The organism is uncultured Roseobacter sp. (assembly GCF_947495025.1).
Taxonomy (GTDB): domain Bacteria; phylum Pseudomonadota; class Alphaproteobacteria; order Rhodobacterales; family Rhodobacteraceae; genus Roseobacter.
Map to the genome: position 1 here is coordinate 860,748 of NZ_CANLXG010000002.1, position 22,889 is coordinate 883,636.

At 58.8% G+C, this 22,889-nt stretch carries 22 protein-coding genes; 6 read left to right on the forward strand and 16 right to left on the reverse strand.

Annotated features, from left to right (window positions below):
* Window positions 1-507: a protein-export chaperone SecB gene (secB, locus tag Q0792_RS12390; RefSeq protein ID WP_298840844.1), complete on the reverse strand. Its 507-nt coding sequence runs from the start codon at window positions 505-507 to the stop codon at window positions 1-3.
* 58 nt (window positions 508-565) lie between these two features.
* Window positions 566-1,072: an FxsA family protein gene (locus Q0792_RS12395; protein ID WP_298840847.1), complete on the reverse strand. Its 507-nt coding sequence runs from the start codon at window positions 1,070-1,072 to the stop codon at window positions 566-568.
* A gap of 104 nt (window positions 1,073-1,176) precedes the next feature.
* On the opposite strand from Q0792_RS12395, the gene Q0792_RS12400 reads away from it, so the two are divergent.
* The 3 genes from Q0792_RS12400 to Q0792_RS12410 are packed head-to-tail and all read left to right on the forward strand — an operon-like array spanning window position 1,177 to window position 3,460.
* The gene (locus Q0792_RS12400; RefSeq protein WP_298840850.1) at window positions 1,177-1,839 is read left to right on the forward strand and encodes a Tim44/TimA family putative adaptor protein; all 663 of its coding nucleotides are present in this window, start codon (window positions 1,177-1,179) and stop codon (window positions 1,837-1,839) included.
* A gap of 23 nt (window positions 1,840-1,862) precedes the next feature.
* Window positions 1,863-2,870 carry an MltA domain-containing protein gene (locus tag Q0792_RS12405; RefSeq protein WP_298841878.1) on the forward strand — a complete coding sequence of 336 codons (1,008 nt, stop codon included), beginning with the start codon at window positions 1,863-1,865 and terminating at the stop codon, window positions 2,868-2,870.
* Window positions 2,867-3,460 carry a Smr/MutS family protein gene (locus Q0792_RS12410; protein WP_298840853.1) on the forward strand — a complete coding sequence of 198 codons (594 nt, stop codon included), beginning with the start codon at window positions 2,867-2,869 and terminating at the stop codon, window positions 3,458-3,460. The genes Q0792_RS12405 and Q0792_RS12410 overlap by 4 nt, the downstream gene beginning before the upstream one ends.
* On the opposite strand, the gene Q0792_RS12415 is transcribed toward Q0792_RS12410, so the two are convergent.
* Together Q0792_RS12415 and hslU are read right to left on the reverse strand one after the other, a co-directional pair.
* Complete coding sequence (locus Q0792_RS12415; RefSeq protein ID WP_298840856.1) at window positions 3,444-4,673, reverse strand: MFS transporter; 1,230 nt, start codon at window positions 4,671-4,673, stop codon at window positions 3,444-3,446. The two genes, Q0792_RS12410 and Q0792_RS12415, sit on opposite strands and share 17 nt — an antisense overlap.
* Window positions 4,674-4,710: 37 nt before the next feature.
* A complete protein-coding gene (hslU, locus tag Q0792_RS12420; protein WP_298840859.1) occupies window positions 4,711-6,021 on the reverse strand; it encodes an ATP-dependent protease ATPase subunit HslU in 1,311 nt (436 codons plus the stop codon).
* Between the two features lie 167 nt (window positions 6,022-6,188).
* Between hslU and Q0792_RS12425 the strand changes: the two genes are divergently transcribed.
* On the forward strand, window positions 6,189-6,572 hold the full coding sequence (locus Q0792_RS12425; RefSeq protein ID WP_298840862.1) for a DM13 domain-containing protein: 384 nt from the start codon (window positions 6,189-6,191) through the stop codon (window positions 6,570-6,572).
* 31 nt (window positions 6,573-6,603) lie between these two features.
* Here the strand turns inward: Q0792_RS12425 and Q0792_RS12430 are convergent, their stop codons facing one another.
* From Q0792_RS12430 to regB, 10 genes are all read right to left on the reverse strand, one after another.
* The gene (locus Q0792_RS12430; RefSeq protein WP_298840867.1) at window positions 6,604-7,665 is read right to left on the reverse strand and encodes a hypothetical protein; all 1,062 of its coding nucleotides are present in this window, start codon (window positions 7,663-7,665) and stop codon (window positions 6,604-6,606) included.
* On the reverse strand, window positions 7,662-8,219 hold the full coding sequence (gene hslV / locus Q0792_RS12435; RefSeq protein WP_298840870.1) for an ATP-dependent protease subunit HslV: 558 nt from the start codon (window positions 8,217-8,219) through the stop codon (window positions 7,662-7,664). The genes Q0792_RS12430 and hslV overlap by 4 nt, the downstream gene beginning before the upstream one ends.
* Window positions 8,220-8,348: 129 nt before the next feature.
* The gene (gene trxA / locus Q0792_RS12440; RefSeq protein WP_298840873.1) at window positions 8,349-8,669 is read right to left on the reverse strand and encodes a thioredoxin; all 321 of its coding nucleotides are present in this window, start codon (window positions 8,667-8,669) and stop codon (window positions 8,349-8,351) included.
* A gap of 37 nt (window positions 8,670-8,706) precedes the next feature.
* A complete protein-coding gene (addA, locus tag Q0792_RS12445) occupies window positions 8,707-12,105 on the reverse strand; it encodes a double-strand break repair helicase AddA (protein WP_298840875.1) in 3,399 nt (1,132 codons plus the stop codon).
* Window positions 12,102-15,062 carry a double-strand break repair protein AddB gene (gene addB / locus Q0792_RS12450; protein WP_298840878.1) on the reverse strand — a complete coding sequence of 987 codons (2,961 nt, stop codon included), beginning with the start codon at window positions 15,060-15,062 and terminating at the stop codon, window positions 12,102-12,104. Before addB ends, addA begins: the two co-directional genes overlap by 4 nt.
* Window positions 15,055-15,738, reverse strand: a complete 684-nt coding sequence (locus Q0792_RS12455) for a nucleotidyltransferase family protein (protein ID WP_298840881.1) — start codon at window positions 15,736-15,738, stop codon at window positions 15,055-15,057. Before Q0792_RS12455 ends, addB begins: the two co-directional genes overlap by 8 nt.
* The gene (locus Q0792_RS12460) at window positions 15,735-16,757 is read right to left on the reverse strand and encodes a phosphotransferase (protein ID WP_298840883.1); all 1,023 of its coding nucleotides are present in this window, start codon (window positions 16,755-16,757) and stop codon (window positions 15,735-15,737) included. The genes Q0792_RS12455 and Q0792_RS12460 overlap by 4 nt, the downstream gene beginning before the upstream one ends.
* Window positions 16,745-17,218, reverse strand: coding sequence for a tRNA (adenosine(37)-N6)-threonylcarbamoyltransferase complex ATPase subunit type 1 TsaE (gene tsaE / locus Q0792_RS12465; protein WP_298840886.1), 474 nt, complete (start codon window positions 17,216-17,218; stop codon window positions 16,745-16,747). The genes Q0792_RS12460 and tsaE overlap by 13 nt, the downstream gene beginning before the upstream one ends.
* Before the next feature lie 57 nt (window positions 17,219-17,275).
* Window positions 17,276-18,817 carry a PAS-domain containing protein gene (locus Q0792_RS12470; protein ID WP_298840889.1) on the reverse strand — a complete coding sequence of 514 codons (1,542 nt, stop codon included), beginning with the start codon at window positions 18,815-18,817 and terminating at the stop codon, window positions 17,276-17,278.
* 101 nt (window positions 18,818-18,918) lie between these two features.
* Window positions 18,919-20,307 (reverse strand): sensor histidine kinase RegB, encoded by a 1,389-nt coding sequence (gene regB, locus Q0792_RS12475; RefSeq protein ID WP_298840892.1) that lies wholly within the window; start codon window positions 20,305-20,307, stop codon window positions 18,919-18,921.
* A 93-nt stretch (window positions 20,308-20,400) separates the two neighbouring features.
* Here regB and Q0792_RS12480 point away from each other — a divergent pair, with 93 nt between their 5' ends.
* Together Q0792_RS12480 and Q0792_RS12485 are read left to right on the forward strand one after the other, a co-directional pair.
* Window positions 20,401-21,024, forward strand: coding sequence for an SCO family protein (locus tag Q0792_RS12480; protein ID WP_298840895.1), 624 nt, complete (start codon window positions 20,401-20,403; stop codon window positions 21,022-21,024).
* Window positions 21,025-21,117: 93 nt separating this feature from the next.
* Window positions 21,118-21,672: an ActR/PrrA/RegA family redox response regulator transcription factor gene (locus Q0792_RS12485; RefSeq protein ID WP_298840897.1), complete on the forward strand. Its 555-nt coding sequence runs from the start codon at window positions 21,118-21,120 to the stop codon at window positions 21,670-21,672.
* An 83-nt stretch (window positions 21,673-21,755) separates the two neighbouring features.
* Here the strand turns inward: Q0792_RS12485 and Q0792_RS12490 are convergent, their stop codons facing one another.
* Together Q0792_RS12490 and Q0792_RS12495 are read right to left on the reverse strand one after the other, a co-directional pair.
* Window positions 21,756-22,241, reverse strand: a complete 486-nt coding sequence (locus Q0792_RS12490) for a GNAT family N-acetyltransferase (protein ID WP_298840899.1) — start codon at window positions 22,239-22,241, stop codon at window positions 21,756-21,758.
* Window positions 22,238-22,834 carry an HD family hydrolase gene (locus Q0792_RS12495; RefSeq protein WP_298840901.1) on the reverse strand — a complete coding sequence of 199 codons (597 nt, stop codon included), beginning with the start codon at window positions 22,832-22,834 and terminating at the stop codon, window positions 22,238-22,240. The genes Q0792_RS12490 and Q0792_RS12495 overlap by 4 nt, the downstream gene beginning before the upstream one ends.
* Between the last annotated feature and the right edge of the window lie 55 nt (window positions 22,835-22,889).

A 22,889-nucleotide genomic window follows, 5' to 3' on the forward strand; every position in this document is an offset into this window, starting at 1 on the left:
TCAGGCGTCTGCTTTTCCGGTCTCGGCAGCCTGACGGCGCGCAAGCTCATTGCGGTATAGTGACAGGAAATCGATGTTTTCCAGGTTCAGCGGCGGGAAGCCCCCGTCGCGTGTGATGTCACTGACAACGCGGCGCAGGAACGGAAAGATCATCCGCGGGCATTCGATCAGCAGGAAAGGATGCAGCTGGTCTTCGGGAACATTTTCGATATGGAAAATGCCGGCATATTCGATTTCCAGCACGAAAAGCGTCGTGTCGCCCTCTTTGGCTTTCGACGTGATGTTCAGCCTGATGACAGATTCATACTGGTTTTCGGCACCGCGCTTCTTGCCATCAAGATTAACCTGCACCTGCACATCCGGCGTAGTGTCAGCAGGAGCACCTTTCTGCGCCATGATGTTTTCAAACGACATGTCCCGGATGTACTGACCGAGCACGCGCATCTGCGGTGCCTGGACCTGGGGCTGTTGACCGTTCGGTTGTGCCTGTGCTTCTTCGTCTGCCATTGCGAGCTCCTGAGCGAATAAAAAATCAGCGCACGCTTAACAGCTTGGGTTTATGATCTCAATGGTCCGTCCAGCCGGAGGGTTTACGGATCCTGTCGGCGTCAGTGGGTACTTCGGAATACTCGCCGTCGATGATGTCACCATTGCCACCGTTTCCACGGCGCGGACCGGTACCGGGACGCCCGGCACCCGGGTGCGGACCAGTGCTGAATGTCTGGACATTGACCCGTTTGCGGACAGCATGAAAGACCGACGTGCGAAACGCCGGCACCAGCAGCAGAAAACCCACCGCGTCTGTGAAAAACCCGGGCGTCAGCAGCAAGGCGCCGGAGAAAAGGATCATCGCACCATGCACCAGCGGTTCGGTCGGATCCTGAAGCTCCGAAAATGACGCGCGCAACTGTGACATCGCCAGAGCACCCTGGTTGCGCACCAGAAAAGTGCCGAGAATGGCTGTCAGCACGACAGTTACGAGCGTCCAGCCAAGACCAATCGCGCCACCGATCTGCACAAAAAGTGTGATCTCAATCAGCGGTACAGCCAGAAAGGCGATAAACAACCACATTTTGATCCTTCCTTTCGTCGGCACGACGGTGGACTTGAGCGTGCACCGCACCTACATAAGTTCTCTGTATACCCGTTTCCACACGTTCCCCGCATGAGGTTTATATGAATTCGCCCCTGATACAGCTTCTGGTTCTTGCCGGCATCGCTGTTTTTCTGATTTTGCGACTGAAAAGTGTGCTGGGAACACGTGAGGGTTTTGAGAAACCCCCGTCTCAGGCGCAGGTCACCGGCCGTAGTGAACGGACACATGATTTCGAAGTAATCGAAGGTGGTCCTGATCTTGATATCACAGATCACGTGGATGAGGACAGCCCGGCGGCCACAGCGCTGGCCGAGATGAAGCGTCTCGAGCCGTCTTTTAACGTGACCGAATTCCTGGGCGGCGCGCGCGGTGCGTATGAAATGATCGTCATGGGTTATGAGAACGGCGATCTTGACGACATTCAGCCATTCATCGCCGAAGACATCTATGATTCATTTGTCGAAGGTGTCGCAGCACGCGAAGACCAGGGACTGACCATTGAGGCGAATTTTATTGGTGTCCGCGAGCTGAAACTGGTGGATGCAACCCTCGACCCGGTTACCAACGAGGCCGAGCTGACCATCCGCTTCATCGGTGAGCTGACATCGGCCGTACGCAACAGCGAAGGCGAAATCGTTGAAGGCAGCACCACCGAAATGAAGCGGCAGAAAGATACCTGGTCTTTTGCCAGAACGATGGGCTCGGATGATCCGAATTGGCAGCTCGTATCCACAGACGCCTGACGTCGGCGGCGGCGGCACTCTGGATCGGGGCGGCTGCTTTGGCTGAACCGACATCGCCAGAAGTGCATGCCGAAGTTCTTTCTTTCGACGATCTTGATGGCTGGGCGGATGATGATCATGCATCGGCATTCGAGGTGTTCAGGTCAACCTGCGCAGACATGACTGACCCGGACTGGCAGGCCGTCTGCGCCTTTGCCACCAGCAACCCCGATCCGCGTCGTTTCTTTGAACTGTTGTTCCGGCCTGTTCTGATCACAGATGGCGACGACGGGCTTTTCACCGGATATTTTGAACCTGAACTCAATGGCTCGCTTCGCAGGTCAGGCAAATACCGTTACCCGGTTTATGCCATGCCGCCCGAGGCGCGCGAGGTGGATCAGTGGTATTCCCGTCGCGAGCTTCTCGAAACAGACAAGCTGGCGGGCCGTGGTCTGGAGATCGCCTGGGTCGATGACCCCGTTGAGCTGTTCTTTCTGCAGATCCAGGGTTCAGGCCGGATTACTCTGCCGGACGGGGGCAAAGTACGGGTCGGATACAGCGGCGCCAATGGTCATCCCTATAAGTCTATCGGCGCAGAACTGGTTCGCCGTGGTGTCTTTCAGGCCCATCAGGTCAGCGCTACGGTTATCCGCAACTGGGTGCGCAAAAACCCGGTGGCGGGCCAGGAGCTGCTGTTTCACAATCCATCTTATGTGTTTTTCCGCGAAGTCAGCCGCGTGCCCGCAAACAAGGGTCCGCTTGGAGCAATGAACCGGTCGGTGACGCCGATGCGGTCGATAGCGGTCGATCCGGCATTTGTGCCCCTGGGTGCACCGGTCTGGATCGAAAAAGACGGGGCTGGTCCGATGCGACGGCTGATGATTGCTCAGGATACAGGGTCCGCGATCAAGGGCGCACAGCGTGCCGATGTTTTCTTTGGCACAGGGGATGCAGCCGGTCGCGCGGCGGGGCAGCTCAAAGACCCGGGCCGCATGCTCGTGCTGTTGCCCATTCAGCGCGCATGGGCCATGGCGCCGGAGAGCGGGTTGTGAGCCGCCGCAAGCTCGGCCCTGACGAAATCGCGCTCTGGAAGAAAGTCACTGAAAGAACTGAGCCACTGGGCAAACCCGAGACCTTTGACCCCGAGGCATTTGCACCGCCACCCAGGCCGCAGCCTGTGCCCGCCCTGAAAACCAGTCCGACCGCACAACGAAACCAGCTGCCGAAACCCCCGGCCCGACGGGTCAGTTATGATCTTGCACCCTCACTGCCTGAGAGTATTGCAAGATCGCCGGTTCAGATGGACCAGAAAACCTTTTCCAGAATGACCCGCGGCAAACTTAAACCAGAAGGCCGGATCGACCTGCATGGTATGACGCTGGACCGCGCGCATACCGCGCTTAACCGGTTCATCATGTCATCGCACGGATCCGGCAAGCGCCTCGTTCTTGTCATCACGGGCAAGGGAAAACACCGCGATGACGGTGGCCCCATTCCGGTACGTTTTGGGGTTCTGCGTCATCAGGTGCCGCAATGGCTGGCATCCCCCCCGATGTCGTCCATGGTTCTGCAGGTGTCCGAGGCGCATATCAGCCATGGTGGCGGTGGCGCCTATTATGTCTATCTCAGACGGATGCGCTGACCGGCAGATCGCGCTGGTACCGGTAGATTCCCAACCCCGCCAGCGCCGCACCGCCGAAATAGAAAAACGAGATCGGAACCATCTGGTCAGGAAAGCTGATCCCCCAGTCGATGAGCACACCCGTTATGCCAGGACCGATGGCTGAACCGAAAACCATCAGCGCGGCGGCGGCGGCCTTGATCGCACCCAGGTGACGGGTGCCGTAGAAAACAGCCCAGAAGGCGGTTGTCGCCGTACCCTGCATGCCCTGCCCGATCCCGAAAATTACGAGACCGATACCGGCCATGAAAATCGTATCAGCAACCGACAGGATCAGGAAAGAGACGCCAAAGGGCAGCATCTGAAAGGGAACAATCCATTTGACGCCAAATCTGTCGACGGCCCATCCTGTGATAAAGGTAAATGCGATGGATGCGAGCGTGTAGACGGGCATGAGTGCCACATAAGACGCGAGGCTCCAGCCCTTGACCTCGGTCAGGTGAACCTGCTGGAAAAAGAGTGCGGTACCCCAGGCAGACGGTCCGAGCACGAGAGGGACCAGAAAGTAAAACAGCGGGTGCCTCAGCAGATCAGACCGCGTCCAGTGTCGCCCGCCCATCCCGACGCTTTGCATGTCGTCAGACATTGATTGCGGCGTTCGTTCCTGACGCAGCAACCCCTGCATCAGCGGGATGGCCGCCACAACGCAGAGGGCGGCAACAATCCACAGCCACCGCCAGTCCAGTGTGAGCATCAGTCCGACAAAGATGATGGGCAACACTGCCTGCCCGGCAGCAAACCCCATCGACGCAAGCGAAATTGCCCTGCCGCGCGTAGCCGTAAACCAGCGCGACATCGCCACTGCACCCAGTTGCGACATCATCCCCTGACCCATCAGACGCAGGGCATAGACAACAAAGACCAGCAAAACCGCAGACTGCACCGTCGCCATCGCGACACAGGCCAGTGCCAGCAGAACCATGACCCACAGCGACAGCCCCCGCACCCTGAACCGGTCGGTCAGTGCACCGGCCCAGATCATCGTGACCGCAGACAGAGTTGTGCCGATCGTATAGATCCCGCCCCATTGTCCGTCCGTCAGAACAAAGGCCTCTTTGATCTGGCCTGCGAAAAGCGAAATGAAATACGTCTGACCAAACGACGAGGTAAAGCACAGCAGGAACCCTGCCAGCAGAAACAGCCGGTTATCGATCAGAAAGCGCAGGTATCCCATGGATCACCTGTCGCAGGCATCCACGATGATTGGAAGCCTAAAGAACGTAGCGGCTGATGTCAGTGGACCTGGTCAGCTCACCAAGGTTCTTCTCGACAAAGGCAGCGTTCACAACGATTTCTTCGCCGCCGCGATCGGGTGCGGAAAAGGACAACTCTTCGAACACGCGTTCCATAACGGTGTAAAGACGCCGCGCACCGATATTCTCGACCGACTGGTTCACATCTGCTGCGATTTTTGCCAGTGCTGCGATGCCGTCCTCCTCGAAGGAAACGGTCACAGCTTCGGTGCCCATCAGGGCTGTGTACTGAAGGGTCAGCGCGTTATCAGTTTCGGTCAGAATGCGCACAAAATCTTCTTCGGTCAGCGCGCGCAGCTCGACGCGGATCGGCAGACGCCCCTGCAGTTCCGGCAGCAGATCAGAGGGTTTGGCGATGTGGAAAGCGCCCGAGGCGATGAACAGAACGTGGTCCGTTTTGACGGGTCCGTGTTTGGTGCTGACGGTGGTGCCTTCGATCAGCGGCAGCAGATCGCGCTGGACGCCCTCGCGGCTGACATCGCCACCACGTGCATCAGACCGGGCACATACCTTGTCGATCTCATCAAGGAAAACGATGCCATTCTGCTCAACCGCCTCGATGGCAGCACGTGTCACGGATTCGTCGTCCAGAAGCTTGTCGGCCTCTTCTCCGATCAGGATGTCATAGCTCTGGGCCACGGTCATCTTCTTGCGGGTGGTGCGCCCGCCCAGCGCTTTGCCGAAAAGATCACCGATGTTCATCATGCCTCCGCCCATATTCGGCTGGCCAGGAATATCCATCATGCCGCCAAAGGGGTTGGAATTATCGGCAAGGTCCAGCTCGATCTCGGTGTCGTCCAGCTCGCCCGCCTTGAGCTTCTTGCGGAACATCTCGCGGGTGCTTTCGCGGGCATCGGTTCCTGCGATGGCTTCAATCACCCGTTCCTCGGCGGCAGCATGGGCACTGGTCTTCACATCCTCGCGCATGTGGTCGCGCACCATGGCGATGGCACTGTCTACCAGATCACGGATGATCTGCTCGACGTCACGACCGACATACCCCACTTCGGTGAACTTGGTGGCCTCAACTTTGAGAAAAGGCGCGCGGGCCAGTTTCGCCAGCCGGCGGCTGATTTCTGTCTTGCCGACCCCGGTGGGTCCGATCATCAGGATATTCTTGGGATAAACTTCATCCCGCAGGTCATCGCTGAGCTGTTTACGGCGCCAGCGATTCCGCAGTGCGACCGCAACGGCACGTTTGGCGTCTTTCTGTCCGATGATAAACCGGTCGAGTTCTGAAACAATCTGCTGGGGGGTAAGGTCGGTCAAAGCGCTGTCCTGAGGTCTGTTTGTTACAACGGATGTAAGGATCAGGGCCGGAAACGCAACAAGGAACACGAAATGATCCCGGTTGTTCACGACGAAGAGAGGCATCTGTTGCGAAAAGCAGGACCGCGTATGTTGAATGCACCAAACGCACCTGAAAGGACCCTGTCATGGATCGCCGCCAGTTTCTCAATATGACCGCCGCCGCCGTTGCGGCAACAATCGCTCAACCTGTTCTCGCAGGCGGACACGGACGTGTTGCCGCATTCAAAAAGAAAAACAGCTATGCCGTTTCCGGTCGCGCCGAAATCGCGAAAAAAGGTGATGGCTATGTCATCAACCTGCTGGACGACTTTGAGTTTGACGGCGCACCGGATCCCAAGATTGCGCTGGGCAAGAACGGTTATGACAAAAACACGCTCATGGGCCTGCTGAAATCGAACAAAGGCGCCTCTTCATACGAAGTGCCGGCCGGCATCAATCCGGATGACTACAATGAGGTCTGGATCTGGTGCGAGCAGTATAACGTACCGCTGGCTGTCGCATCCTTCTGATCTGCTGACCTGTCAGAGACCCCTGTCGCCCTCAGACACTGGGCGGCAGGCGGTGTTTCGGGATAAAATCCGGCAGCGCGCGCAACAGATGCGCGCGGATGCTTTCCCAGCGCGCTCCGAGAAACACCAGAAATGCTCCCAGCAGGAGCACAGTGAAGACAGCGCCTTCGCCATCGAAAACAGTCGACGAAAGCACAACGATGTAACTGATCGCAGCGATCAGAAAGCTCCGTCTGTCGATGATGATGGCGACCAGCGCAAAGAGCGACATTACGGCAATCAGCACAGTGTCTGACCAGGCACCTGACGATTCAAGCAGGCTGAGCGCCAGCGTGTTGACCAGTGCGGGAGCGGCGACAACATGAAGCCAGAAGCCATTCGCCGCACGTCTGGTCACCCGGTGGGGATCGGACATGTCAAAAGCCATCGCTATGGCAAAAACGACTATGCCAATGCCCAGCGTAATCAGCGCGAACGGCCCGTCGGCTGACAGCAGAAAGAGATCGCGGGTTGTGGATGGGGCGCCATTGCTGTTTCCGGCGATCAGAATGGATACGCCAAAAGCCATCACCGCAATGATGGCCAGCGCAAACGGAACACGGAACCGGTACCAGTACGCCAGCATCGCCGCCGTCGCGAGAATGAAGGGCAGCGCCAGAGAGCTGTTATCCCCCTGTGCTACCATAAAAATTTCAGCCAGACCGCCGGCGAAACCGTATCCGGCATTTGCAGCGAACATCAGCGACAGCGCAATTGCCGGCGCTACCATTCTGCGTCTGCGGACAAAGTACTCGGACAACAGCCAGATGATGACAGCCCCGAGAAGTCCGGAGTAAATGAGGCTGTTGCGGATGTCGCTGCTGTCGATGGTGGAGAATGTCACGACGCCAATCCATCCACTGGTCAGGATTGCGAGACCCACGACAATGAAAATCTCATTGAAACCGCGGAAAAGCTCAAACGGCTCATCACCGGGTTCGAGGTTTTCGCGCGCACCGCGCCGGCTGTCCGCGAGGGCTTTCAGCGAAGCAGCCTGCGCTTCGGTCAGAATACCGGCTCCGACAGAAGCGCGCAGGTCGTCCTTGTCGATCATTTGGTGATCTTTTCAACCGTCAGATTGCCGTTGGTGTAAACGCAGATATCGGCGGCAATCGCCATAGCATCGCGGGCAACCGCTTCTGCATCCCTGTCGCTGTCCATCATGCCGCGTGCTGCAGCCAGCGCATAATTGCCGCCGGACCCGATGGCGGTGACATCGTGTTCGGGCTCCAGCACGTCGCCGGCGCCGGTGATCACAAAGATATCCGTGCCATCCGACACAATCAGCATGGCCTCGAGCTTTTGCAGGTATTTGTCCGTGCGCCAGTCCTTGGCGAGCTCAACGCTCGCACGCGCCAGCTGGCCCGGTGTCGCCTCCAGCTTGGTCTCCAGCCGTTCCAGCAGGGTAAAAGCATCCGCCGTCGAACCGGCAAATCCGCATACAACGTCGTAGCCCCCGGGGCTGAGACGGCGCACTTTGCGCGCGGATCCCTTAATCACGGTCTGTCCCAGAGAGACCTGACCATCACCGGCAATCACAACCTCGCCGCCCTTTTTGACGCCGATGATTGTCGTACCGTGCCAGCCGGGAAATTCTTCGCGCGCCATGATCGTCTCCTGTTGTCGCCCTGCCCGACTATATGGCGCGGGCGTCTCAGCGGTACAAGGGCGCAGCCCCGGCGCAAAGAAAAAGGGCGCCCCGACCGGGACGCCCGATATTCTGACGTTCTGCCGGGATCAGATCGCGTCTTCGATCCAGCTCTGCAGTGCAGCCTTCGGCTTGGCGCCTGCCATGTTCGAGACCACCTGGCCGTCTTTGAAAATGAACAGCGCCGGGATGCCGCGCACACCCATCTGGGCGGGGGCATTGGGGTTGTCGTCGACGTTGACTTTGACGATTTTCACTTTGCCATCCATCTCAGAGGACAGCTCTTCAAGCGACGGTCCGATCTGTTTGCACGGGCCGCACCAGGGCGCCCAGAAATCCACCACAACGGGGATATCGGAATTTTTGACTTCGGCGTCGAATGTCTCGTCTGTTACTGCAACGGTTGCCATGGTGATCTCCTGACCGGCTTGTGCTTGGACGCAAAACCTAGGTATCCGACCCGGCATCGTCAAGATATAGCGCGCTTTCTGACAGGTCCGTCACGATTTCGTGCGGCAGGGACATGAGAGTCGCGTTTCTGGTCCACAGAATTGCGGTTTCAACCCGTTTGCCCGGGTACACCAAGGCAAGCGCGCTGGCATAGGCGCTCATCTGGCGCAGAATACCCTCGGGACACTGCACGGGTGATTCCGGCACCGCCCGGTTTGTTTTGAAATCAACGGCCAGAACGTGATCGTCGGTAACGATCAGACGGTCCACAATTCCATAGATACGATCCGGGCCTGCGGGTGCGGAAACCGCGACCTCGGCAAGTGTTCCCTGGGAAAAAAGATGCTGCAGTTCCGGATTATTCAGAACCCGGCTGGCCTCCTCTTCCGCCTCCGAAAGATCGGCGGCTGTTGTATCGGCATCCCTCAGACTGTTGCAGATATCCGGCCAGCCCGAAGGGGGCGTGGCCGACATATGCTCCAGCATAGAGTGCACAAGACGCCCCCATTTTTTCGCTGCCGCCTCGTCGCGGCCCTCGGTTCCGGCAAGCGCCTTGGCACCACCGAGATCAGACGGCGTGATGACGCGTTGGGCGGGAGCGGGGTCGGGTGCCGGACGTGACAACCAGTCTGGCAGAGCGACATCTGCCACGGGGTCAGACTTTGATTCCATGACCGGCAGGCTGTCCCAGTCGCCATGTTCAAGACGGCGGATCGTTTCCCCCTGAAACACCGTTTTGCCCGCATGCGCGTGGTCCATCGCGGCGCTGACCAGCTGGTACCAGCTGTCGTTTTCTTTGGAAAGCTCCCCCGCGCCCGCAACGATAAGCCACTTTTCCGCCCGTGTCAGAGCCACATAAAGCAGCCGAAGGCGTTCTTCGCGTTCTGCTTCCTTCATCTCTGCCACACGGTCGGCCATTGCTGTGGGCATGTCGTCGCTGGCTGTTTTCCAGACAGTGCTGTTCCCGATTTTCAGCAGGTCTTCTCGAATTGTGATGTTGCGTTTCGTCGTATCCGGCAGGATCACAATAGGAGCTTCCAGACCTTTGGCGCCATGCACCGTCATCACCCGGATCTGGTCAGAGGCGTTGTCTATCTGACGCTTGATTTCCAGGTCGTCGGTCTGCATCCAAACCAGAAACCCCGTCAGGCTCGGGATACTGGTCCGTTCATAGGCCAGGGCCTGGGAAAGCAGTGCATTGATGCCGTCTTCGGCCTCCGCCCCAAGCCGTGACAACAGTCTGCGCCGCCCTCCATGTCGCGTCAGTATCCGTTCGATCAGGTCATAGGGCCGCAGAAATTCGGTCCGCGCTCTCAGGTCATGCAGGATTGCCAGTGTATCGGGGTATTCGGCTTCCTGATCCCGCAAAGCTTCCCAAAGGTATTTTTCCGTCCGCTTGTGCGCCAGCCCGTACAGGTCCTGCTCGCTCCATCCGAACAGCGGCGATTTCAGCGCCGAGGCCAGCGACAGGTCATCCTCGGCTACCGCCAGAAAGGACAGTAGCGCCGCTAGATCCCGCACTGCCAGTTCCGCGCCAATCTTCAGCCTGTCCGCGCCGGCAATCGGCAGCCCTGCCCGTTTACAGGCCCTGATAATCTCGCTGAAAAGGTTTTGCCGCTGCTGAACAAGGATCAGAAAATCACCCGCCGTTACCGGACGACGCGCGGCCCTGCCGTTGACTTTATCTTCCGCCGGAATCGTCTGGCCACTGTCGATCATCGCCTTGATACAATCGGCAATTTTCTCTGCCAACACCACGTCGTGATGTCTTGCGCTCCGGCGGTCGAGCGGGTCGTACCACGCGCGCTCATCCTCTTCTTCCTGCGGTTCAGTCAGCGGCCAAAGATCAACGCGACCCGGCAGATCGGCATGGAACGCCAGATGCTGACCGTCCTGGCCAAAGCCCGCGTTATCCAGTCGGTTGAACGTTTGATCCACCAACCGCAGGATGGCATCAGATGACCGGAATGAATATTGCAAGCTCTCGCTCTGGAATAATTGCCCTGCTGCCTCCAGTTTCTCCCGGAACTCCGCCTGCATGCGGTCGAATTCACGCGGGTCTGCGCCTTGGAACGAATAGATCGACTGCTTTTTATCCCCCACAACAAACAGCGTGCGCTTTTTCTCCTGGCGTGCGCCTTCACCACTGGAGAATTCCGCAGCCAGTTTTCTTATCACGTCCCATTGCGCGGGACTGGTATCTTGGGCTTCGTCGACAAGAATATGATCAATACCGCCGTCGATACGGTACAGCACCCAGGCAGCGACATCCGGATTTGTCAGCAGGTCGCGTGCCCGTTGGATCAGATCGTCGAAGTCCAGCCAGCCCCGTTGTTGTTTCTGCGCTGCATAGTGTTGCAGGAACCGCTGCGCAAAACGAAACAGCGCCTCACTTTTGTCGGCTGCGGCCAGCGCGAGGCGCAAGGGGCGCGCGGCAGCAAGCCGGTTCATCAGGGCGTCCGCTTCCGCTTCGTCCGTGCCAAGCAGTTTGCGTGCCGCCTTGGTCAGGGCCGGTTTTGAGGTGCCGGCGACCTTGCCCTGACCCACGTATTCACCCGAGGCATACAGAAAGATGCTCTCCAGTTCGGGTAACGCGCCGCTGTCCAGACTGGCAATGGCCGCCAGTCTTGCCGCGAGTGTCTGATCTGTTTTGCCCGACGCAGCACCCACCGGAATGATCCGGTCGATCAGGCTCTGTTCACCGCCGGTGAAAACCATGCGTGCCACATCGCCGGACGTCAGAGTGTCCGGCGCACCAAACAGGCGCAGGATCTCCGCACGGGACAGCGGCTGCCGCAGTTGTTCCGAATGCTGCACCACTGCGCGGGTCAGGGCGCCAAAGTCCTCGCCGGTGTAGTGCTGCGCCAGACCCACAACCAGGGCTGTCTCCTGCGGACTGTCGGCCATCTGATCCACGATCTCCGCACGCAGCAGGTCGGCAGCTCGGTCTTCGATCTCGGTGAATTGCGGTGAGACCTCTGCTTCGAGGGGAAACCGCCGTAACAGAGACGCACAAAACGAGTGGATCGTCTGGATTTTCAGGCCGCCCGGTGTCTCGATAGCGCGGGCGAACAGCGTTCTTGCATTCCGCAGCCCTGCTGCGTCGACGGTGTTTTCGGCGCCAAGCTCGACCAAAGACGCACGCAGGGCATCATCTTCAAGCATTGCCCACTGACCCAGACGCCGGAACAGACGGTTCTGCATCTCGGACGCTGCGGCTTTTGTGTAGGTCAGGCACAGAATGTGCTGTGGCTCGACGCCTTCCAGCAGCAACCGGGCAACACGATCGGTCAGGACGCGCGTTTTTCCTGAACCGGCATTTGCAGCAAGCCAGGTCGAGGCATCGGGTCGTGCGGCGCGGACCTGCGCTTCTGTAGCATCATCGCGCCGGATCATGTCAGATCCTCCGGTACGACGTCGTCTGTCACATCCCATTCGCCAAAACGGGCAAGCAGATCGTAGTCTCCGGCGAAGTCGTCTTTCTGCATCATACGTCGCGATGAAAACCCCTGTGAGGGATCAAGATACGCCGTGATGAGCTCTCGCAGGTTCTGAAGCACAACAACCGGCGGTTCCTTGTCCAGAGGCGCCACTGTCTCACGCAGATCAGAGCCTAAACCGAGGAAAACAGCCCTGCTGACCGCGCGCGGACCAAGCGTGTCAAAGGCGCCCTGCTCAATCATCGCAGCCTCGATCAGCAGTTGCTTGTCAAATTTGGCCTGCTCTTTGGCCGATGGTGGCGATCCACTCTTGTAGTCATAAAGCAGCACATCACCGTTTTCGGTTTCATCAATCCGGTCGGCACGGGCAATCAGGTCGAAATCTATGTCAGCCCATCGCAGAACCGCATGTGCCTGCTTTTCCATCGCTACAGGAGTTGCCGTGGAGCGACGTGCAATCTCGCCGGAAACAAACCTGCCCGAGATACGGTCGATCCGCGCCTGCCAGAGACTGCGGGCGGCGGGCCAGGGCACACTCGCCGGCAGAACCTGTGCCGCGGTTGCAGACAGATGCCCAGGCGATATCAGTGATGGATCCGTCAGGGAGTCCCGGATGAATTTTTCCATCACATCGTGTAAAACAATCCCGCGCAACAGGGCATCCGGTGAAGGCACAAGTGGCCCAAGGGGCCGTAACCGGAGCACATGCCGGGCGTAAACAGCATATGGGTCGCGTATCAGACGTTTAATCTCGGTCACGGAAAGTTTGCGCGGTCGCGCTTTTGCCGGGGGTCGCGGCGACGGTCTTGGCGCGGGCGTTCCGGGTCGAACCTCTTCAGACTTCTGTGCGTATTGCAGCCAGACATCACCGCGCCCCGTCATTGCGCGCAGTGCTTCCGGACCGCCATTGGTTCGGAGACCTTCCAGCAGGTTGCCAAGGCGGTTCAGCCAGCGAGATGCAACGGTCTCTGCGTCATCCGACCTGACAGACCGGGTCAGCCAGACCTCGGGCGCACCGATCGCCTGCTGATAGTCATGCGCAGACAACCCGATACGCCGTTCGGGCAGCAAAAGCCCGGCATCATTGCGCAGTTTGCGGTTCAGCCACGGGTCGGGTTTAGGCGCTTCGGGCCAGGTTCCGTCATTCAGACCGGCGAGGATCACCAGATCGGCCCCGTGAACACGTGCCTCAAGCGTACCCCAGATCATGATGCCCGGATGTGGTGTGTCCCGGTCCCGCACCTCTCCCTCGGACAGGAGCGCGCCGACCAGATCTGCATAGTCGGATGCTGTCATCCCGCCGCCATAGCCCGCGTTTTCGAGCAGTTCCTGCATTACCTTCAGTGCCTGCTGGCCGGCTTTTTTAAGCCAGAGTTCACCGGAATTCTGACCGGCCGGCCCACGGGAAACAGTCTCTGACAAGGCAAAATGCTTCTGCGCGCGCGTCTTCAGGGGCAGTTCAGAGGTGTCTTCATGATGTCCGCAGAACGTGTCCCCGACCCAGCGCAGCCAGTTGTCCAGCGCCTGCTGTTCCTTTTCGTTCTCGAAGCTGTGACGCATGAGCCGCAGCAGACCGCTGGTGTCCGGAAACGCCATGCCACGGTCGCGTATCCGCAGTTCAAGCCGTTGCGTGTTGAGAATGTGCTGGTTCCGGTCCGTCGCGGAATGCGTCAGCGGGTGCCGCAGCAGCGTGATCAGAGCCTCGGTGTCCAGTCGCCGGTGAAACAGACGGGCCGTATGCCGGAGAAATCTGCCCGGAGGAGACAGATGCAACGGGGCGCCGGCTGAATCGTCCGGCACAATGTCCCAGCGATCCAGAGCAGCGGTCACCTGTCGTGTCAGCATTCGGTCCGGAGTGATCAGCGCGGCTGTCTGGCCGTCTTCCGCCGCCTTGCACAACCGCATCGCAATGGTCAGGGCTTCAAGGCGCGGTGTCGGTGCGCGCAGCAGTGTTACGTTTTCACAGGCACCCGCGATGTCCGTCAGCTTCGGGCCCTCGCTCAGCCAGGCATGCGTGACCGGGGCAGGGCGCAAGGACAGAGAAATCAGTGCATTGCGTGCTTCTGAGGGTGGCGCCGCACTGAACCACGGCGTGACATCGCTGCGGCTGATCGACATATCCTGCATCAGGCGGTGAAACCGGTACTGCGGATGATCTTCGGACAGCAGCGCATCATCCATGCGGGCCCAGACCTGTGCCGGCATCCCGAAGTCGAAGCCGGGCAGTACAATCGCACCCTTTGGCAGGTCAGCAATCGCGCGCATCAGCAACATCGTAGTGCCGCGCGAACCGGTTGAGCCTGCAAGGATGACGGGATCGGCAGGAGGATGCAAAGTCCAGTGTTCGGCAATTGCCTGTATCAGCGCTCGCTGGCGGCCCTCTTTGTCTGATGCCGACCCGGTTTCAGCAAGATAGCGCTGGGCTATGGAAATGAACTGCTGCGTTCTTTGCCAGTGCCCGGACTGGTCCGTGACGTCCAGTCGCGCAAGGCTTTCCGGGGAAACACCTTCGCCCTGCATTTCATCCATAAGTGCCGCAAGGCTGTCGGTCAGCGCATAGAGCGAGGCGCGAGCTGCCAGATCCGGCTGTCTGTCCAGCAACCCGGAAACCAGCGAAATCAGTTCAAGACGCCGCCGCAGGGCGGATGTCGCCGGGGGCAGATGAACGCCGGGCTGTAACCGGTTCAGGTCTGACAGAAGCAGTATTCTGGGCAGCAACAGTGCCTGTTTCCGGTGAAACAGTGAAACGATACGCCGCTGCATCCTGGCCGTATTCACGATCACTGTGACCCGGGCCATTTCTTCGGGCGGGCGACCTGTGAGGCGTGCGCACAGACCATCAACCAGACCGGCCGGAAAATCTGCGCCAGGTGCGAGGCCAAAGACCCGTGGTGTGTCCGACGCTTCAAACACCGCTGCGTTCCAGCAAATCCTCGGCGATGAGAATACCGTCAGGATGACCGACGTCACACCACTGTCCCTGATACTGAAGACCGAACAGCCTTTTACGTGCCATCATCAGATCCCAGACCCGGTTAAGTGAAAAGCAGGTCTCGGGGATCGTTTCCAGCAGATCTGTTCTGATGATCTGTGCGCCGGTGTATATGTCACCCGGTCCCCGGCTCAGCCGTCCTGTTTCGTCTGCAACAAAATCACCACGGGATCCGGATCCGAGGGCATTGTGCCGGGGAACACACATCAGCAGCCCATCCATCCGCGCGCCATCCCACGCCTGCAACAGTTCTTTGAGCGGGTTGGGGCCAGACCAGATGGCGTCTGAGTTCAGCGTAATGACCGGATCACTGCCCAGAAGGGGCAACGCGTTGCGCAAGCCACCCCCGGTATCCAGTATCTCCGGCGCTTCGGTGATGGTCTTTACGCCCCGCGCATTCAGGTGTTCCCTCAGAAGGTCCGGAAGATAGTGAAGATTTGCCACAATCACAGGTGGCTCTGCAGCGCGCGCCATGTCCAGTGCGTAATCTGCAAGAGGTCGGCCAGAAACGGGGATCATTGGTTTCGGGAGCGTGTCGGTCAGCGGTTTCATCCGCGTTCCGAAGCCCGCGGCAAACATCATTACCGGCATGCTCATGCAGCGACCTGCGACTTCAGTGTGGCCAGGAGGGCTCTGTCAGGGGCGGGCAGGTTCTCAGAAAGAAGGTTTGCGATGTCATGCAGATCAGGATGCCGCAGACAGGTCTGGATATGCCCCCAGACGCGCGGGATCAGATCGACATAGTGGGCCTTGCCATCGCGCAGACAAAGTCTTGCGAAAACACCGAGAATCCGCAGATTCCGCTGCAAGCCAAAAACAGCATAGGCGCGTTCAAATTCGTCTCTGTCAAAGGCGTTATATGCCAAAAACCGCTCTTTCATAGCCTGTTCGGTCTGACGCCCCACGTCTCTCCGGGCGTCCTGCAGGACAGAAACGAGATCATAGACGGGATGCCCGAGTTCAGCATTCTGGAAGTCGAGAAGACCCACTCGCGCGACACCCTGTCTCTCTGGCAGCCAGAGCAGATTCTCGGCATGATAGTCGCGCTGGATCAGAACCTGACAATCCGTGTCAAATGGCCGGAGCAGAGCATCGGCCATCCGGGCAAAAGCTTCCCTGCCTTCCGGATCCGACGATCCGATAACGCCCGGAACATACCAGTCATAAGCCAGGCAGGCCAACGGCACTGTTCTGTCTGCGTCATAGCGCGACAGACCAGCCGGGGGATCATGACGGTGCAGATGTGTCAGCACGTCTACCGCTGCGTCATACAGCGGCCCGTTCAGAGACGAATTCTGCGCAAGGCATCTGGCGTAAAGATCATCGCCGAGGTCCTCGATCAGCAGAAACCCGTTCTGCTCATCGATTTCCAGAATCTCCGGCGCACTGAGGCCTGTTCCGGTCAGGTATCGCGCAATCCCGACGAAAGCACCAACATCCTCGCCTTTGTCCGGCGGCGCATCCATGAGAACAGCAGGCTGGCCTCCGGTATGGCGCAACCGTTCATAGGTGCGGTTCGATGCATCCCCGGCGAGGGGCCGGATGTCTGCGTCTGACCAGCCGGTGCGCTTCAGAAAATCTGTCTTGAGCGCAGCGCGCGTGTTCAGCTCAGCCATGCAGTTACCCTGTCTGTCCAGCGATTGTCTGACCATGAAACTGTCATCCGCCGTGCCATCTCTTCTGGCGCAGGATCAAGTCTGACTTCAAGCGCTTTGGCGGCTGCGAGGTCTCCAAGCCTGTCCGGCCATTCGATCAGACAGATCGCAGTGTCAAAGGCCTCTGTCAGACCGAGCTCTTCGATTTCACCGGTCGAGGTCACGCGATAGAGGTCGCTGTGCCACAGCGGGCCGCGGACAGTTTCATATTCCTGTACAAGTGTAAACGTCGGCGACGGGACATCTTCGTGAACCTCGAGCACAGACTGAATAAGATGGCGGGCAAAATGGGTTTTACCTGCGCCGACCTCTCCGATCAGGTGCAGAACATCGCCCGGGTTCAGCTGCTGTGCCAGGCGTCCGGCCAGGGTGCCGGTTTCCTCCGGAGAACTCAGTACTGCTGACAGGGATTGCGAAACCATGGACGTATGGTGACGGGCAGGGGCAGAAGCCGCAAGCCGATTTTGACCCGTTTCAGATCAGTTTTCGCCGATGGCCGACACACGGCGCCGTGCCTTTTTGGCACCTGTGGAAATAAACCGGATGACCGTTGCGCCCGAGGCGATTCTGGACACCGTGCAGGTCAGTCTGTTGCCATTCTTGAGCGTTACCGGCATCTGCCAGGATTCCCGGTCTCCGAATTCGAGTACGAAATCCGTCAGCGCTGCCCACCGTGCACCGGGTTCTGTGAGGTTTTTCCATTCGCGAACGGAATCGGCAATTGTCACGTCGGCAAAGGAGCTGTCCGGGTCCAGACCCCACATATCGCGATACGCGGTATTGCAGAAAGTGAGCACGCCGGTGGAGGAGAAAACAACGAGTCCCTCATCGAAAGTATCCAGCAGTGATTGCCCCAGCTCGAGCTCGGCCCGGAAGTTCCGGGTCAGGGATATCTCGGCACTGATGTCCTCGATCAGAAATGCGATCGCCCCGTCCGGATGCGGGCGTCCGCGCACACGGTAAGTCTGACCTGTTTCAAGCGTCCATGTTTCCTGATAGCGGCCATCGGTCGCTGCGGCGATCACCTCGGCGATCTGCTGTCTCCAGGTGCCATAGTCCTTGGGTTCCGGCATACGGCGGTTCTCGCGCATCCGGTCGAAAAACGACAACAGGGTCGGGCGCCCGCTGAGGAAATCCGCGGGCAGACCCGTCAGATCAATCAGCGCAGGATTAAACAGCGCCAGTTGCCCGTTGCGGTCAAAAATGGCCAGACCGATGGACAGCTGCGCAAAGGTTTTGGCCAGTGTCTGAACAAAGTTGCGCTGGGCGGCTTCGGACCGGACGACGGCATTGATGTTGACCGCGTGGTAGATACGCGTGTCACCCACCTGGGCGGTTGTAACGTCATACCAGTCTGTCATTCCGCCGTCGGCCGTTTCTGCCGACATGCGCCGGGGACCGTCTGTTGTCGGACCGATCTCATTTACAGCAAGCACCGGCGTACCTGCACTTGGCTTGCGGTTATAGAGCCTGCTGTAAAGCTGCTCATACGCGGCATTGAACCACGTGACATAGCCATCCTGGTCAATCTGCCAGACGGCGTGGGGGGTGGTGTCACTCGCGCGGCGGAGGTGTTCAAGTTCCAGATTGAGGGCCCGCAGCTGCTGGGACTGCGCGGCACCGGCCATCCCGTTCTCGATCATCTGGACCTGGGTAAAGCGGCCTTTGCGTGAGACACATAAGGTGGCTTTGTCATCGGCGTTGCGGGCCTGAACGGTCAGGTTTGAACCCTGAGTATCGGAAAGAGATGACGGCAGGCCCGGAAACCGGCCGAGCATGCGTTCGCGCCAGGTTGTCCAGTCGTCATGGCCCGGCAGCGGATGATACACTTCGAGAGCGGCCTCTGACGCATGATGTAAGCGCTCGTTCTCAAACAGAAACGAGACACCTTCTGACAGCTTCTGGGTCATATTCCGACGGCTCACAACTGACTGCCCGCGCGGCGAAATGATCCACGCGAGGCCAGCGAGCGCGCTCACGGCAGCGGCGCTCACGATAACCGTGATTTCCCAGAGCGTCATTTTTTCGTACCCTGTCGTAGCAATAATGCTGCTTCAGGATCGTGGATTGTGGTTAACGCGTCGTTAACAATACCGTCGCACGGCTCAGGTTTTAAAGAATTCTAAACGGATATCCTGGTGTTGAGGCCGGTTGGAGCGGGCGTGTCCCCTGTCCGCGCGTCGATCAGCCTGCGGGCCCAGGTGACTTCGACCACGGCGCCGATGCTGTCGGGTGATCGTGGCGCAGCCGAAGACGGATCCCGCCCGTTTGCAAAGCTGAGCTCGGCGCCTGATCGTTCAAGGAGCGTTTTCGCAATGAACAGACCGAGGCCCATACCCTCGTACTCGGGCCGTGCCCGACGCTCGGATCCGCTGCGACGCTGGCGCATAAACGGATCGCCAATCCGCCCGATCAGCTGAGAGGGAAAACCCGGGCCATTGTCGATGATACGCAAGGCAATCTGTTCATCAGACCAGCGGGCCTCTACCCAGACTTCGGAATGAGCAAAGTCGACTGCGTTCTGGATAAGATTGCGCACACCGTGAATGATCTCTGGCTTTCTCAGGATGGACGGTTGCTCCATCGCATCGCCGGATGCCTCAAAATGCACCTGCTTACCGCGATCGGTGTGCGGCTCTCCCGCTTCTTCCAGTACGGCCATCAGAGGGGCCTGTCGCAGGTGCAGATCGTCTTTGCCCGCACGCCCCATGTCGCGCAGAATATCACGGCAGCGGTCGGCCTGTTCGCGGATAAGGGCTGCGTCCTCCTGCAGGTCGGGCCGGTCAGACAGTTCCTCCAGCAGCTCACCACTTGCCAGTTTAATGGTTGCGAGCGGTGTGCCGAGTTCGTGCGCGGCGGCGGCAACAACACCCCCCAGATCCGTCAGTTTCTGTTCACGGGACAGTGCCATCTGGGTCGCTGAAAGAGCATCGGACATAGAGTGAATCTCTGATGTCACACGCATGGAATAGGCACTGATAAAGACAATTGCGATGATCAGAGCCGTCCAGTTGCCAAAGACAAAGACGTCCGGAATTTCGAGGATGAACCCCTGGTGGGTCCGCAGAGGAAAATGGAAAACCGAGAGCAGTGAGACAGCGAAAATAGCAGTCGCGCCCAGAAAAACCGTTGAGCGGAAACTCAGAACCGCCGCCGAGACAGTGACCGGCCCAAGCACCAGCAGCGCAAACGGATTGTGCAGCCCGCCTGTCAGAAACAGCAGAATGCTCAGCTGCAGCAGGTCAAACAGGACCATCAGCATGTTCTCTGTTTCCGTCAGGCGTTTGTTTTCCGGAAAGACGAACATGGAAACCAGATTGGCGATCACCGAAGTGCCGATCACCAGATAGCAAAGGCCGAGGTTCAGCTGCAGGCCGTAAAAATTCTGCGCCACCGTTATCGCGGTCAGCTGTCCGGCAACCGCAAACCAGCGCAGCAGAATCATCGTGCGCAGACGTATCCAGTTCGCGCGAAACTGTCCGCTCAGAGGTCTGACGTCAGAGCCGGGCATCAAAATCACCTCTTCTTGAGTTGCACATGTGTCGCAGGACGTTAGGACTGCGCCCTGCTAGGATCAACCCGTCAGCTTTCGTTGGAGTCTGTAATGAACGCGCGTCTTATTGCCCCGCTTGCCGTCCTGGGAATTGCCGTCTTTGTCGGTGTCTTCTGGTTTGTTTCACAACCTGATCCCAACGCAGACCAGTTTGCGCAGTGCCGGGCAAGTCAGATTGCGGGTGGCGCGGGATCGATCGGCGGGCCCTTTGAACTTGTGAACGCCTCCGGTGAAACCGTCACAGACAAAGACGTGATTACAGAGCCTTCGATCCTCTATTTCGGCTATACCTTCTGCCCGGACGTCTGCCCGCTCGATACGGCGCGCAACGCAGAGGCGGTGGACATCCTGGCCGAGCGCGGGATCACGGCAACCCCCGTCTTTATCACTGTCGATCCTGCGCGGGACACGCCGGAAGTGGTGGGCGATTTTGCCTATAATCTTCACGAGCGGATGATTGGTCTGACCGGATCGGATGCGCAGATCAAAGCGGCCAGTGAAGCGTACCGTACATACTACAAGGCCCACGAGGGCGATGATGAGTTTTATCTCGTTGATCACTCGACATTCAGCTACCTGGTACTCCCTGAGCAGGGTTTTGTTGAGTTCTTCCGGCGTGAAGCGACACCTGAACAGATGGCAGACACGGTGGCCTGCTTTGTCGAAAGCGCCTGATTTTTTTGAATAACTGAGATGTCCCGTTTGACCTGAGACCCTTCGCGCCTCATATAATTGCGAAATAAAAAACTCAGGGAACCGCGTGCGCCAATGCCAGATATGATTGATCTCGAACCCGGGGCCGACCGGAGTATTCTGCTGCTCGACGATGATGAGCCGTTTCTGCGACGCCTGGCCAAGGCGATGGAAAAGCGTGGTTTTGAAGTTGAGACTGCGGGGTCTGTCGCCGCCGGTAAAGCGATCGCAACCGCGCGTCCCCCTGCCTTTGCAGTTGTTGATCTGCGGCTGGAGGACGGCAACGGGCTTGATGTGGTTGAGGTGCTTCAGGAAAAACGTCCCGATGCGCGCGTTGTGGTCCTGACCGGATACGGTGCGATTGCGACAGCAGTTGCAGCGGTCAAGATCGGAGCGGTGGACTATCTCTCAAAACCTGCGGATGCCGCAGACATCGTGAACGCCCTGCTGGCCCGCGGCGACGATCTGCCCCCGCCGCCCGAAAACCCGATGAGTGCAGACCGCGTGCGGTGGGAACACATTCAGCGTGTGTTTGAACTCTGTGACCGGAATGTGAGCGAAACTGCGCGCCGTCTGAACATGCATCGGCGGACACTGCAGCGTATTCTGGCGAAACGCTCACCACGGTAAAGCCGCCGTCTGCTTCGAGTTGGTCAAACCCCGGTTCGCAGTGCCGGGTTGAACCGTGCCCTGTTCGGCGTCCCCGGCCGGTTTCAGAAATCGTAGCGTTTGCTGACCTTGTCCACGACCATGCCGTTTGCCAGCGCCTGGTCTTTGTGCTGGGCGTAGGTTTCAAACCCACGGCTCTGATAATAGGCCAGGCCGCCCGCATTATCCGCGCGGATTGTGGCATTGATCCATGAATATCCGAAATCTCTGGCAGCAGAACGGCTCGCCTCGAACAGCCGGGATCCGATGCCAAGGCCGGTCTGGCCTACTTTGACAAAAGTGGCGATATCGCAGGCTTCCGGGGGCAGGTCGCGGTGGGGCTCAATCGACTGAAACCCCAGAACCCCGCCGTCCTGATCCTCGGCCAGGTGCCACGCTGACCGGTCGGGCGCCTGCCGGAACCAACCCCTGAGTGTATCCGCGGTCACCTCGTTAGTGAATGCGGTTGTCCCGCCTTTGCGGATGATCGCATTCAGCAGATCAGCCATGTCGCGGGCATCCATATCGCCGGCACGGCGGACAGTGATCATCCCATTTCCTCCAGAAGTTCTGCATGTCGTGCGGTAAAGGCCGCGCGGGTTTCTACCGGTGGGCGCAGCACAATCGAAAGACCCTGCATCAGTGCCGCGTCCGGCTGGCCAAAGAATTTCGTCGCTTCGGTCGCCGAAAATCCGGCGATTTGTGTGGCTTCCATCCAGGCGCTGATCTTATCCGCTTTCTTGATCTGTTTTTTGACCGTTCCCGGCAGGCTGGCTGGCAGACCAAACCTCAGATGCACGGCGGCCATCAGCCGGTCATCAAGTGCGCCATAGCCCGGACCCACCGCAGATTTGACCGGCGAGATCATGTCCCCGATCACATATTCCGGTGCGTCATGCAGCAGGGCCGCCAGCCGCCATTTCGCCGGTGCTTTTGATGCGATACGGCCAAAAATCGTCTCTGTTAAAAGGGAATGCTCGGCAACTGAATAGGCATAATCACCGTGTGTCTGACCATTCCAGCGCGCAACAAAAGCGAGGCCATGGGCGATGTCCTCGATTTCGATATCGACCGGCGTCGGGTCCAGCAGATCCAGTCTGCGCCCCGACAGCATCCGCTGCCATGCCCGTGTTTTTGTCGCCATTGATCCCACCTTTCAGACGGCGGTTGTACCCGTCACCGAGGGAAAATCAAACCGG